The following is a 13422-nucleotide window of genomic DNA, read 5'->3' as shown; positions in this document are numbered from 1 at the left end:
CTGTGCCCAGCAGGCCGAGCGCGTGACGGCGGCTCAGCCCGTCGGTCGTTTCCGCCGTATCGTTCGTTGTGGCCATGGTTGTTCCTTTCGCGGGTCTTCGGAGAGCACGCGAACCTTCGTCCATCTCCGCGACCACCCGATGAACGCGACCTTGCGCCGGCACGGCCAGAGGGCCCCAAGCTGTCCAAGCCGCCCCGGGCCCGGAGCGGTTCACCGGGTTGTGCGGCTCCGCGGATCTCCGGGCGTCCCCGGCCAACCGACCTTGTTGGCCTTGTTGGCCTCGTTGACCTTGTTGACGGTGGTGTCGTCGGCGTCGAGTCGCCGCCCGTCCGCGGCGTAGACCTCCAGCGCGCGCAAGGGACGTCCCTGCCGGCGGTCGGTCATCTCCGAGTGGGGCTCGTCGGGGGCGAAGAGGTTCTGCTCGCCCCACTGTCGCAGCGCGACGATGACAGGGAACAGGCCCTTGCCCTTCGGTGTCAGTACGTACTCGTGGTACGCGCTGCCGTCCGAGGCGGGGACGGTGTCGAGGACTCCGGCGACGACCAGTTCGCGGAGGCGCGCGGCGAGGATGTTCTTCGCGACGCCGAGGCTGTGCTGGAACTCGCCGAAGCGGCGGCTGCCGTCGAAGGCGTCCCGCACGATCAGCAAGGACCACCGGTCGCCGATCGCGTCGACGGATCGCGCGACGGGACAGTCGCTGTCGTTGAAGCGTGTCCGCTCGACCATGTCGCCCTCCAGTCCATCACACCGGTTGCAACACGCTACCAGGGCGGGCTACCGTCCCACTGGTAGCAAGATGCAACCAAATGCGTCAGGCGCAATCAGTCGTGAAAGGGCTTCGCATGGGAAGAGACCGCAAGGTCATGGCAGCAGAGGTCGTGGCGCTGAGTGCGAGGACGTCCGGGTTCACACTGTCCAGAGGGGTCACCCTGCTCTTCGCCGTGGCCTGTGGAACGGCTGTGGCCAATGTCTACTTCGCGCAGCCACTCCTCGTCACACTGGGCCGCGACTTCTCGATCGGCACAGCGACAGTCGGCGTAGTCGTGACCCTGACCCAGATCGGTTACGGGCTGGGGCTCTTCTTTCTCGTACCGCTGGGAGACATGGTCGACCGCAGACGTCTCGTCGCGGCGCAACTCCTCCTCCTGGCGGCGGCGTTGACGGCGGTCGGCACCGCAGGCAGCGCGGCGCTCCTCCTGGTGGGCCTCGGGGCCGTGGGGCTGCTCGCGGTGGTCACCCAGACGCTGGTGGCCTTCGCCGCGTCCCTCGCTCCACCCGAGGAGCGCGGACGGGTCGTCGGTCTGGTGACCAGCGGCGTGGTCACCGGCATCCTGCTCGCCCGCACCGTGTCCGGCCTCCTGGCCGACCTCGCCGGCTGGCGCTCCGTCTACCTTTCTTCGGCGGTCCTCACCTGCGTACTCGCCCTGGCGCTCCACCGCGTGCTGCCGCCGGCCCGCGAGAGTGTCACGCCGACGGCCAGGGCGTACGGGCGGCTGCTGCGCTCCACCGTCACGCTGTTCGCGCGCGAGCGCCTCCTCCGCGTGCGGGCCCTGCTCGCTCTGCTGATCTTCGCCGCCTTCAGTGTGCTGTGGAGCAGTGTCGCCCTGCCGCTCAGCGCACCCCCAATTTCCTTGTCCCACACCGAAATCGGAGCGTTCGGACTGGCCGGAGCGGCGGGCGCCCTCGCCGCCACCGCGGCCGGCCGGCTCAACGACCGCGGCCTCGCCCAGCGAACCACCGGCATCGGCTTGGCCCTGCTGACCGTCTCCTGGCTGCCGCTGGCCTTCACCCGGCACTCGCTCTGGGCCCTGGCGGCCGGCGTGATCGTCCTCGATCTCGCCGTACAGGCGGTCCACGTCACCAACCAGACCCTGATCTACGCGCTGCACCCGGAGGCGGGAAGCCGACTGATCGGGGGGTACATGGTCTTCTATTCGATCGGCAGCGCGTCGGGTGCTTTCGCCGCGACCATGCTTTACGCGGTGGCGGGCTGGACAGCCGTATGCGCACTCGGTGCCGGAATCAGCTTGCTCGCACTTCTTCTGTGGGCGGTCACGCGACGTGCGACGGTCGATTCGGTTACTCCTGGTGCTTCAAGTGCTTCAAGTCCTTCATAGTCATCTCGGCGATGGATGCCTACATCTGCGGATTCGATCACGAATTACCGATGCGACAGTTTCATTCACCCGCCGGAAGCCCCTCCGAGGGGTGCTGCATTCCGTCGGCGATGCGTGAGGATTTGTCTGTCGCCGCTAAGGGGGATGGAATTACTCGCCGGGCTGACCAGCGCTATCGTGAGTGCGAGGTCATGCCTAACGGAAACTGGCCGGTCGTTTCCGTGGTAGAGTATTAATGAATTCATAGGACGCCACGAAAAAAGGGGAATGGCGTGAATACCGAGAAGGTTACGGCTCGACGTCTTACGGCCGGCGAGATTGCAGAGTTGGGCCGCCAGGACGGAATTTTCGTCTCGGCAGAGATGGATGGCCTTCCTCTCGACTGCTACGCCCCGGCATTCCTTACGGAGCCGGGTAAGAATTTTGAGGGAGGTTCCTTCACCGCGAAGACTGTCTTCGGTGAGGAAGTCCACGTTCTCCCGGACAATGCCGAAGAGCGCGGGATCTGGATTGCCGACAAGGCGGGGGAGGAAATCGAGGTTCTCCAGAGTGCCGGTGTCCTCCTGAACCTCGCCCTCTTCGTGCCCAACGGGAACAAGGAAGCTCTGGAGTCGCTCTACTCCGCCGCGCGGGACGCGTTCGGCGTGGGGATCGTTCAGCGCTGGAGCGAGGAAGTCGTCGCGGTCCCGGACGTCAAGGTCGACCTGTTCGAGGAGCCGGCCCGGGGGCGGAAGAACACGAGCAACCAGAACCGCGACCGCCGCGCCCTGGACATCTACCCGACCCGCGTGCGGTTCATGGAGCCCAGCGACGGCTGGAAGTTCATCGTCGAACCGCACAAGGAAGTCGTCGACGAGACACCGACGATCTGACCTGATGGCGGCCTAGACACCTGATGGTGGCCTGGGCAGGCCTGAGACATCAGACAAAACGCTCGGCTGGGGTTCTCCCAGCCGAGCGTTTCGCGTGTGCGGTGTGCGGTGTGCGGTGGACGGTGGGCGGTCGTCTCAGTCGTCGAAGCCCTCGTCCATCAGCTCCAGGTCCGGCGGCACCAGTGTGGTCGACTCCACGAGCCCGGTCAGCAGGTTGTGCAGGAGGTTGTTGTCCCAGGGGGCACCCGCGTCGGCGTCGTGCGCGAGCGGGTACGGGAACCCGGCACCCCCGAGCCGCTGGCGCAGCGCCGCGATCTTGTACTCGATCCTGCGCTCGTTCCAGTTGCCGTCCGGCTGGAGGGACGCCAGCAGTTGGGCTGTCTGACGGTACGTCAGGGGGCGTGCGCCGCGCTCGTACAGCAGGTAGTGCTGCCCCATGACGACGAGCAACAGCCGCTCGTCGTCCCGCAGCGGCCAGATCTTCGGCGGCAGCGTGGCGGCCTCGCGGCGCGGTACGGCGGCCGACTCGTCGGGACCCGACACGTACAGCTCGACGAGGTGCTCCCGGTAGCCCGACCCCTTCACGAACAGCGGGGTGTAGCCCGTGGCGAGCGGAAGGGGATCGGTGCTCATGTGCATGAGGCCGTGCGGCAGGCGTACGAGCTGTTGCCCCGTGTTCCGCAGCCACCAGGTGCCCTTGCGGTACGTGAGTTCACCGTGGCTGCGGCTGACCCGCATGTCGTTCTCGCCGACCGGCAGATCGACGTCGGGCCGCTCACCGCGTCCGAACCGGACCGTCCGTCCCGCCTGCGGCGCGATCTTGATGCCGCCGGTGACGGACCGCGCGTGGAGGGTGCCCGGTACGGCGGGCAGGGCGCCGCGCGCCAGAGTGTAAGGGTTGTTCACCATCGGGTCTCCTTGCCTGCACTGGCGAGCGCATGGTCGAGGGGTGCGAGGGTGCCCGGTCCCCTGTGCCGAGCACCCTCCAACGACTGTGCCGCACCCGCGCGGGACCCCTCCCAGAGCCGGATCGCGCGGCTATGGCCGGCTGCCTCGTACGGGGGGTCTCACAGCGCGCGGGCCACCGAGGTGGCGAGCCCGGTCGCCAGGGAACGCAGCTCCGAGTCCGACCGCGACGACCCGCCGACCACCACCTCGACCATCTCGTGGATCGCGTCGCCGCCCGTGCCGTCGGTGCGGGCGACCACCTGGACGAGCGCCGTGTGGTCCCCCTCCTCGTTCGGCGGCGCGACGAAGACGCGGTGACCGCCGAGCCTGGTGGGAGTGCCGTTGGCCGCCGTCAGCGGATCGCCTCTGTCGAAGTACACGTCCACATAGGTGTCGCTGGTGGTGCTGCCCCACGAGCAGTCCCAGTTGCCGAAGCCGATGTCCGGGTCGGTGGCGTTGATGCCGGGCACCGTCTCCAACGCCTTCGCGTCGAGCAGTGTGCAGGCGTCCTGGTGCACCAGCGAGCCGTCGGGCAGCGGCGGGGACCGGCGGACGATCGCCCCGCCCGAGGGCACCGCGTTGACGGCGGATACGGCGTCGGCCGCGGCCACGTCGGCCATGCGGCACAGCAGGGACGTGGCCGGGCTGCCGCCGTCGGCGGGTTTGGCGGTGACGGTCGCGTGGACGTGGTCCCGTCCGGGCAGGAGCAGCGTACGGTCGCACTCGCCGCCGTCGGGCTCCTCCTTGATGAGGCGTACGGGGCCCTCGGTCGTGGAGGGGCCCGTGATGTCGCTGGTGGGTCCGTTGTCCAACTCGACCTCGACGTCCACGGAGCCACTGTCGGTCTGCACGATGGTGTCGCACCGGTTGAAACCGCCGTACGCGGGGTCGCGGCTGGGATCGCCGAACGAGGTGAGCTTCGAAGGCTTCGTCAGGGCACAGGGGTCGGCCGTGCGGTGGTCGCCGATGACGGAGACCGCGGCCCGTCCGGGCGGTGCCGCGTCCCCCGGCCCAGCGGGGCCCGGGTCGCCGCCGCCGCCGGTGAGCGCCCAGATCCCGACGCCCGCGAGGGCCGCGACCACCACGGCCAGGGCTGTCACCGCTCCCACGTGGCGGCGCAGGAACGGCACGCCGGGCAGTTCGGGTTCGGGAAGCGTGGCGGCCATGCGGTCCGGGAGGGTCGGCGCGTCTTCCTCAGGTCCGGCGAGCGCGGCGAGCGCCTCGCGGGCGGCGGCCGTCGTGGGCCTGGCGCCCGGATCGCGCGCGAGCATGGCCTCCAGCGTCTTACGCAGCGGGCCGGTCGCCTCGTCGACCTCGACGGTGCCGCGGGCCGCCTCCCGGGCGGCGAGGTACGCGGTGGCCTCGTCGTTGGGGTCGTCGTTGGCGTCGTCGTTGGCGTCTGCCCTCGCGTTCGCGTCCTTCCCCGCGGCGCCCGCGCGGCGGGGCGGGTGCCCGGCGGCCAGCGCGTGGACGGTGGCGCCGAGCGAGAAGACGTCCGAGGCCGGTTCGGGCTGACCTCTGAGCACCTCGGGGGCGGCGTAGCCGGGGGTGTAGCTGACCGCGGTGTTCGGTGTGATCGTCTCCTGGCCGCCCACCCGGTGGGCGGCGCCGAAGTCGGCCAGCTTGACGGTGCCGTCCCGGGTGATGAGGAGGTTGCCCGGTTTGATGTCGCCGTGCACGATGCCCTTGCCGTGCAGCGCGTGGAGCGCGTCGGCGACTTGGGCGCCGATCCGTGCGGCGGCCTGGGGCCGCATGGCGGGTCTGTTGTCGAGGCTGCCGCCGGCGACGTACTCCATGACCAGCCAGGACGTGGGGCGCCAGCGGTTCCCCGCCCGTACCGCGTCGTACAGCGTGACCACATGCGGATGGCTGAAGCGCGCCAGGGCGCGTGCCTCGGCGCGCAGCCAGTCGAAGCCGGCGGCTCCGTCGTTGCCCGGGACGCGCTTGAGGACGACGTCCCGGTGAAGTTCCTCGTCGTGGGCGAACCAGACCTCGCCGCTCCCGCCACGCACCGGCCCCTTGACCAGCCGATAGCGTCGGCCGACCCTCGTTCCCAGGCGCACAGCGACTCCCTCTCCCCTCGCTCGGCTCCGCCGCGGTCGTGACCCGGCCCGACGGCACGCACACGGAAACCTAATCGCAAGGAGGGGGGTGCGCGCAGGGCTTCAGGGCGGCGAGGTGGCCGCGCACCCCTGGTTTCACACGGTCTTCACGCCCGGCCGCCGTTCGCCGGGCCTCCTTCCCCGGCCGTCCCTACCTGGGCAGCACGGCCTTTCCAGCTCACCCAGGCACGGCGCCCGGTCGGCGACACTGGAGCAGCAGGCGAACAAATCACGGAATTACGCAAGTGCGGTGGGCCGGGGCGCTGACCAACTGAGCGCGTTCCACAACACGTCCGAGACGAAGACGCTCTCCGACGAGCAAGGTCCGACGTACAAGGTCCGACGTACGACGGTGTCCCTCACACACATGCGTTCCCTGTCCGCCGGGGCACGGTCCCGCGGCGGCCGGATCGTGCCCGACGACGAGACGCGTCCAGGTGAGACGGGCGGCGCCTTCGACGCGGTGGTGGCGGTGCTGTCCTCCGCGGCAGACGTCGGTCAACTCGCTGTGGCCTACGCGGCGTGGCGAGGTTCCCGGCGTCCGCCGCCCCCTCCGGTGGGTGCGCCGGGCGATCAAGGATCGCCTTCGTCGCTGCTTGTTCACCGGCCACGGATCGGGCGCGGAATCGGGCGAGGGAGGCGAGGGTGACATGGCGGTGCCTGTGGCGAGCGTGCGTCCGGTCTCCGAACTGAGTCGGGCCGGGTCCCGATGACGGAACCCGGCCCGACTGGGGGACAGCGCGACCGCACGACCTGCGCGACAGCGCGACCCGCCCGCCTCAGGCGAACTGGTTGCCCTCCGCGCGGAGCTTCCTGCGCAGGATCTTCCCGTTCCCGTTCCGGGGCAACGCGTCCAGCCATACGACGTCGTTCGGGACCTTGTACCAGGACAGGCGGGCTCGGGCGAGGTCGACCAACTCGGCGGCCAGGGCGTCGGTGTCGGCGACTTCGCCGGACCCGGGCGCGGGGGTGCTCACCACGTAGGCGCGCAGGCTGGTGTCCCCGGCCGAGCGCCGTACGGCGCTGACCGCGGCTTCGAGCACCTGCGGGTGGCTCTCGATGAGTTGCTCTATCTCGCCGGGCACCACGTTCTGCCCGCCGATCACCTCGACGTCGTCGAGCCGGCCGTGCGCGTGCACGATCCCGTCCTCGCCGATCGACGCCAGGTCCCCGGTGGGCCACCAGACATCGGTCACCTGGTCGGGGCCGAGACTGCCCTTCACCACGCCGCGCGAGGCGAAGGGCACCCGTATGTACAACTCACCCCGCCCGCCCACGGGGAGCGTCTCCCCGTCGGCGTCGACGACGCGCACCGGCCTGTCGTCGTAGGGCGTCCCGACCGCCGATGGCGTGTCGTACGCGGCCGGCCGGCCGATGGCGATGCCGCCAATCTCGGTCGCGCCGTACACGTTGATCAGCCGCTCCCCGAGGATGGGCACCAGCCGCTCGCGCATCCGGGCGGAGAGCACCTCTCCCGCGCATGTCACCTGCGTAAGTCGTCCGAGCACCTCGGTGTGACCGGGTTCGAGGAGCAGTCGGGCCAAGAAGCTCGGCTGCGCGAACAGGCGTGTGACCTGGTGACGGCGCATGAGCTCGATCGCCGCGGCCGGGGTCGCACGCGGGCGCGAGAGCACGGAGATCTGTCCGGTTCCGAGCGTGGCGAACAACGAGGCGCTCAGGCCGCCGAGGAAGTACATGCGCGACACCGACAGCCCGACAGCGCCGAGCTGCCCGGCCGTGCTCGGCCGGCGGCGCGAGCCACCGACGTCGCGGTGGAGGAAGAAGCACATTTTCGGAGTGCCCGTGGTGCCGGATGTGAAGAGGGCGAGGGCCGGCTCTTCAGCGCCGCCGACGAATCGGGTGTCCGGCTCGTCCGCGAGCAGCGGCTTGACCTCGGTGGTCGGGGCGAGCCCCGCGGTGTCGAGCCAACCGACGGTGTCCGGGTCGACCACGATCAGCGCCGGCTCGGCGGTGGTGATGTCTCTGGTCAGATCCTCCTGGCTCATCTGCACGTTGACGGGCACAGCGACGAGACCGGCCTGCCAGGCTCCGAGCAGGCACCAGACCATTTCCACGCTGTCGGGTAAGGCCAGCAGGACCCGGTCCCCAGGGTTCAGACCGGCATTCCGGTAACCGCTCGCGACCCGCGCGGCACCGTCGAAGACTTGCTTGAACGTCCAGGCTTCATCGTCTGTCAGGAAGGCGGTTCTGTCGTCCCACCCTTCGTCACGGACGTGCTCGGCCAGACTCTGCGTCAGGTTGTCGGACATGCTTGGAGACGACTCCTTCATGGGCAGCTTTCCGCGCGTCGCTCGCCGCCGCAGTGTCAACTCGCAGGCCACAAGCGCGGTTCGTACCTTAACGACAAGTCGGCGGGGTACGGCAGAGGCACGGCGCCCTTGAGCGCGCCGTGGACGCCCGACCTCAACCGCACCCCAGCCAGGGCGAGTCTGAGCGAGGCCTGGGCCGAGCCCGGCCGACCGCGAGGGGCGATTCCCGACGGGGGGCCCGGTGGCGTTCCGCTTGGGCCACGCGGAGGACGGATGACGAGAGCCGAACTCGCCCTCCGAGCCCGGGAATCGACGAACACGTGATCGCCGGGCAGGGCTCCAGCCACCAACTCGCCCTTCTTGTCTCGGGCCTGGGGACCCACACCGGCAGCGACGCCCTCTTGCGGCGCTATATTTACGGGCGTAGCCTTTCATGCGTAAGTACACGCTCGATACCGCATCGGACGGAGCGGTGTCCGATGCGGTGTCGGCCCATGACAATGAGAGAAGGAAGACGTTGATCACCACACGACGCAGGCTCGTGAAGGGCATCAGTGCCGCCGCCCTCGGCGCGACAGTGGCTCTGGCCGCCCAGCCGGCCGCGATGGCGAACGAGGCGCGGCCGCATGCCCGGACCTACCAGGAGTGCCGGGGCGTGACCGTCGACAAGGGCGCCCCCGTGATCAGCAAGGTCAGCGTCTTCATCAAGGCGCCGCAGAAGACTGTCTGGCGTCTGCACACGGATATCGACAACTGGGCCAGTTGGATACCGGAGATCACCCCGGCACAGAAGAAGACCCCGGGCCCGCTGCGGCCGGGCTCGGTTTTCGAATGGTCCCCGCAGGACATGCACATCACGTCAACGGTCAAGACGGTCAAGCCACTTCGGTGCACGGCATGGGGTGCGCCGGTGAACGGCATCGACGGTGTGCACCTGTTCACCTTCAAACCGGTCAAGGGCGGCGTGCTCGCCACGACCGAGGAGTCGTGGGCGGGTCCTCCGGTCGACGCCGACATCCCGGGAAGTCAGAGCACCCTCGACACGGGTCTCAAGGACTGGATGAACCGCCTCAAGGAAACGGCCGAGGCGGGGAGCGCCCGCCCCTGACCGGGCGATCGGCCTCCTCGTATCCTGAAGCCGGCTGATGAGAGATGGGGGCAGCCGATGGCGGTTCGGGCGATGGCTCACAGCACGGGCAGGCCGGCGAAGAAGGACGGTGCCGGCCGGCAGTCGCCGGGCCGGACGCGGTTCGGGGGCGCACTGCTGATCCTGCTGTCCCTGATGTTCGCGGTGCTCTGCTACCTCGCGTTCGCTGTGTGGCTGCCCTCCGAAGGCGCGCACTACCGCGACTACCAGGCAGCCGAGTCGTGCCCCGCTCGCGCGACGGCGCGGGCGCGGGAGGACTGTCTGAGTACGCCGCGCCTCACCGTGGCGAGGACGGCGATCGAGGACACCGGGAAAACCCACAAGTACGAGGTGACCCTGAAGGACGAGGACCCCCGGCCGGTAGTCGTGGACTTCGAAGACCCGGGGCCGCTCTTCGAGCGGTTGAAGGCGGGCGACCACGTCACCGCCACCGTCTGGCACCGCGACATCGTGGTGCTGGACAAGAGTGGCGTTCGGCAGAACACCGACGAAGCACCCCGGGACTCGCTCCAGTTGGTCGCCGCTTACGGCACGCTCGCAGGGCTCTTCGCGGCTCAGGCGATGGTGTTCGGCGCGGTGCGCCTTGTCAGGCCTGGTTCGTACAAGCTTTTCGCCTGGAACCCGTACGGCGGGTGGATGTTCGCCATCATTCTCGTCACCGGCCTGGTGGTGGGAGTCGGGGCGAGGTTCATCGGCATCCCGTGGTGGTACGTGCCTCCCGCCGTGCCCGTCGTGGCGTACCTCTTCACATGGTGGGCGGGGCTGACGTATCCGCGCTTGCGGCGCAGGCCCCGGGGGCCGAGTGCCACGGCCCAGCAGTAGATCCTCCGCGCGTGGCACTCCGTTCCGCCCACCTGCCGCGAACCCCGTCGCCGCCGCGGCCGGCGCGGTGGACGGTTCGAATGGGACTGACAGATCCACACCGTGGTGCCTATGATGCCGGGGATGAAGACCTACTCCTCGTACGGATCGGGGGAATCGTTCGCGCAAGGTGATTGCTGATGGCACATCACTTCGCGAATGAGATTCCGCCCCACCTGTTGATGTGGCAGCGCGTGCGCGAGTACGCCGTGCCACCGTCCATGATCGAGACCGCGACCGCACGGCGTGCGGTGGGTGACTGGGCCGGGGCGTGCGCTGCCGCCCGGGTCGACATCGATCTCGATCTGCGCGCCGTGCGTGACCGCTACGGCACTGATCTCCTCAGCCGTCTTCGTGCGGATTTGCGCCGACTGGCTCCGGATCTGCTCCGCTGGCACCTGCCCCGGATCGCCCCCGACGGGCGGCTCCGCGCCGGCCTCACCATCTCCCTTGCTCGTTACGGGAGTTCCGGCGCCAAGCCACCGCACCTCGTGGTGCGGACACCGCCGGCCCGGGCGGACGCCGGACAGCGGATGTCCCTGGCCCTGTGGGAGGGGTCCGGGAACGGCGCCCCGAGGCACCATCCGCACCCGCATCCCGACCGGCGTTTCCGGCTCGACCTGCACCGGCATCTCTGGGACGCCGAGCGGAGCGGCGAACTGGCCTGGCGGTGCGGGCCGTTCGGGCAGACCGGGCCGTTCGGTACGGACGAGGCGCCGTCCCTTCCGCATCGGGCCGCCATCCACGATCACTCGTGGGCGTCGGAACGGTGGGCCGCCGAGGCCGAGTTGCTGTTGCGGGCCGAGGGTTGCCCTCGCGGGGCGTTCACCGTACGGCTCGGTACGCGAAGCCGCGCCGTGCTCGAACTCGTCGCTCCCGACGAGGGCCATGCTCCGACGTTCCGGCCGTTGCGGGAGACGCTGCCGCCGCAGGAGGTCGCGGCGCTTCCGGTGTTGCCGGAGGCGGCGGCCCGGGTCCTTCCGGATCTGGAGCTGCTGCGGGCCGGACTGGTCGGCACCGATCGGCTGCATCCGCTCGTCGCCCCGGCGTTGGCGGCGTTGGCGACGTTCGGCTCGGTGGCGTCGTCCAGTGCGGGACCGGCGACCGGCCCCGTCTCCCGGACCGGTGATCCGCACCGGGTGGAGTGCCGGGGTGAGGTCCACCGGATAGCGCTGCGGGACGGGGTGCTGACGGCGATCGATCACGACGCGGCACAACTGCGCAGGGAGGACCTGCTGGTGGCGCTCGGCGGGCCCGCGCTGCCCTGTCTGCGGGCCATCGACGAGGTGCACCGTGACCCGGAGGCGTTGCCCGCGGTCCGGGAGCGGTTGGGCCATGGTGACGTCGTCGGGGCGTTGGCCGTGGTCGAGAGGCTGCTCGGTCCGGGTGCGGTCCTGCGCGACGGGCCGCTGCGGGAGGAACTGGAGTCCGCTGCGGCCCGCCGCGTCGAACACGGTCTCTTCCGCTCGGGGTTGGTCGACGTGCACCCCGGGGCCGGTGCGGCGGGGGCCGGGAAAGCCTCGGACCTGGGGTACGCGGAGGCGCGTCACCGCCCCCGACTGGATCGCCGTACGCCTCCCGTACTGCGCCTCAAGCGGAGCACCCGGGCCCGGCCCCGTACCGGCCTGACCTGAGAACGACCTGACCTGAGAACCAGTCTGGCCTGACTGCCGGTTGACCGGCGGTTCCGCCTGACCAGGTGCCCCGCCCAAGTCCCGTGCGCGTACCGCGTGTTCCGTGCCGTACGCCCACTACCTCCGGGACGGGCTGTCCCGTTCCCACATCCCACCCAAGGTGATGCCCATGACCTCCAGTACTCTCCTGCCCACCCCCGCCGGCCGATCCGCGACCGGCACCCAACTCGCTGTCGCCAACGCCCTCCTGACCCTCCTGCGGACCACCACCACCGAGCCGCGCCCCGACGAGCAGCTCGAAGCGCTCACTCTGGCCGTCGCGGCCGACCTGCCCGTGCTGCTCTGGGGCGAGCCGGGCATCGGCAAGACGGCTGCCCTGACGCAACTCGCCGCTTCCCTCAACCTGCCGCTGACCACCGTCATCGCCAGCGTCCACGAGCCGACCGACTTCTCCGGGCTGCCCATCGTCGGCGACGACCCGGCGGTGCAGGGGGTGCCGATGGCACCGCCGCAGTGGGCCGTGGAACTCGTACGGGCAGGGCGGGGGTTGCTCTTCCTGGACGAGCTCTCCACCGCCACACCGGCCGTGCAGGCCGCGCTGCTCCGGGTGGTCCTGGAGCGGAGGGTCGGTGCGCTCCAACTGCCGCCGGAGGTACGGATCGTGGCCGCGGCCAATCCGAGCGCGTCGGCGGCGGACGGGTGGGAGCTGAGCCCGCCGCTGGCCAACAGGTTCGTGCATCTGTACTGGGTGCACGACCGGGAGGTGGTGGTGCGCGGGCTCGGGGGAGTCTGGCCCCGCGCGGAGCTGCCCCGGCTGGTACCGGAACGGTTGCCGGAGGCGGTCGCTTTCGCCCGGCGCGCGGTCTGTGGATTCCTGGAAGCCCGGCCGACGTTGATCCACCGGCTGCCCACTACGGAGACGCGGCGCGGCGGTGCCTGGCCCTCGCCCCGGAGTTGGGAGGCCGCGTTGGCCCTGCTCGCCTTCGGCACCGCGGCCTCCGTCTCCCGGGAGGTACTGGCGCTGCTGGTGCGGGGCACAGTGGGGGACGGCCCTGGGCTCGAACTCCTCGCCCATCTCGACCGGATGGATCTGCCGGACCCGGAGTCGCTGCTCGCCGATCCGGCCTCCGCCGAACTGCCGGTGCGGGGCGATCTACGTCAGGCCGCGCTGGAGGGGGTGGTGGCCGCCGTAGGGGCGCGGCCCGATCGGGCGAGGTGGGAGGCGGGCTGGGCGGTACTGGCCCGGGCGCTGGAGACCGGCGCCCCGGACCTGCTGGTCGCCCCCGCGACAACGCTGGCCTCGCTGCGGCGCGACGACTGGGAGGTGCCGGCGACGGTGGAGCGGCTGGTCGGGGTGATCGGTCTCGCCCGACGGGCGGACCGGTCGGTGGGACGGGTCGCGGCGACGGCCGACGCCGGGCGCGCGACGGGCGTACGCCGATGACGGCGGGCGCGAAGCACCCGCGGGTAC

10 protein-coding genes are annotated in these 13422 nt (G+C 70.4%); 6 read left to right on the top strand and 4 right to left on the bottom strand.

The window, feature by feature from the left end:
- Nucleotides 1–210: 210 nt before the first annotated feature.
- Nucleotides 211–726, bottom strand: a complete 516-nt coding sequence (locus QR77_RS17975) for a helix-turn-helix domain-containing protein (RefSeq protein ID WP_052488868.1) — start codon at nucleotides 724–726, stop codon at nucleotides 211–213.
- Nucleotides 727–863: 137 nt separating this feature from the next.
- Between QR77_RS17975 and QR77_RS17970 the strand changes: the two genes are divergently transcribed.
- A complete protein-coding gene (locus QR77_RS17970) occupies nucleotides 864–2117 on the top strand; it encodes an MFS transporter (protein ID WP_052489632.1) in 1254 nt (417 codons plus the stop codon).
- Between the two features lie 272 nt (nucleotides 2118–2389).
- A complete protein-coding gene (locus tag QR77_RS17965; RefSeq protein WP_040022913.1) occupies nucleotides 2390–2989 on the top strand; it encodes a hypothetical protein in 600 nt (199 codons plus the stop codon).
- Between the two features lie 135 nt (nucleotides 2990–3124).
- On the opposite strand, the gene QR77_RS17960 is transcribed toward QR77_RS17965, so the two are convergent.
- The 3 genes from QR77_RS17960 to QR77_RS17950 form a co-directional block, all read right to left on the bottom strand.
- The gene (locus tag QR77_RS17960) at nucleotides 3125–3898 is read right to left on the bottom strand and encodes an FHA domain-containing protein (protein WP_040022912.1); all 774 of its coding nucleotides are present in this window, start codon (nucleotides 3896–3898) and stop codon (nucleotides 3125–3127) included.
- A gap of 158 nt (nucleotides 3899–4056) precedes the next feature.
- Nucleotides 4057–6000 carry a serine/threonine-protein kinase gene (locus QR77_RS17955; RefSeq protein ID WP_040022910.1) on the bottom strand — a complete coding sequence of 648 codons (1944 nt, stop codon included), beginning with the start codon at nucleotides 5998–6000 and terminating at the stop codon, nucleotides 4057–4059.
- A gap of 818 nt (nucleotides 6001–6818) precedes the next feature.
- Nucleotides 6819–8309, bottom strand: coding sequence for a class I adenylate-forming enzyme family protein (locus QR77_RS17950; RefSeq protein ID WP_040022908.1), 1491 nt, complete (start codon nucleotides 8307–8309; stop codon nucleotides 6819–6821).
- Nucleotides 8310–8826: 517 nt separating this feature from the next.
- Between QR77_RS17950 and QR77_RS17945 the strand changes: the two genes are divergently transcribed.
- The 4 genes from QR77_RS17945 to QR77_RS17930 all read left to right on the top strand — a co-directional run bounded on the left by QR77_RS17945 (nucleotide 8827) and on the right by QR77_RS17930 (nucleotide 13395).
- Entirely contained in the window at nucleotides 8827–9417 is a 591-nt protein-coding gene (locus QR77_RS17945; protein ID WP_040022906.1) for an SRPBCC family protein, read from the top strand.
- 72 nt (nucleotides 9418–9489) lie between these two features.
- On the top strand, nucleotides 9490–10278 hold the full coding sequence (locus tag QR77_RS17940) for a hypothetical protein (protein WP_201778811.1): 789 nt from the start codon (nucleotides 9490–9492) through the stop codon (nucleotides 10276–10278).
- Nucleotides 10279–10457: 179 nt separating this feature from the next.
- Complete coding sequence (locus QR77_RS17935; protein WP_040022902.1) at nucleotides 10458–11951, top strand: hypothetical protein; 1494 nt, start codon at nucleotides 10458–10460, stop codon at nucleotides 11949–11951.
- Between the two features lie 169 nt (nucleotides 11952–12120).
- Nucleotides 12121–13395 (top strand): AAA family ATPase, encoded by a 1275-nt coding sequence (locus tag QR77_RS17930; protein ID WP_040022901.1) that lies wholly within the window; start codon nucleotides 12121–12123, stop codon nucleotides 13393–13395.
- Nucleotides 13396–13422 lie beyond the last annotated feature (27 nt).

This window comes from Streptomyces sp. 150FB (assembly GCF_000818195.1).
GTDB lineage: Bacteria > Actinomycetota > Actinomycetes > Streptomycetales > Streptomycetaceae > Streptomyces.
The sequence above is the reverse complement of the archived record's forward strand: the minus strand, read 5'-3'. Positions and strand labels throughout refer to the sequence as shown.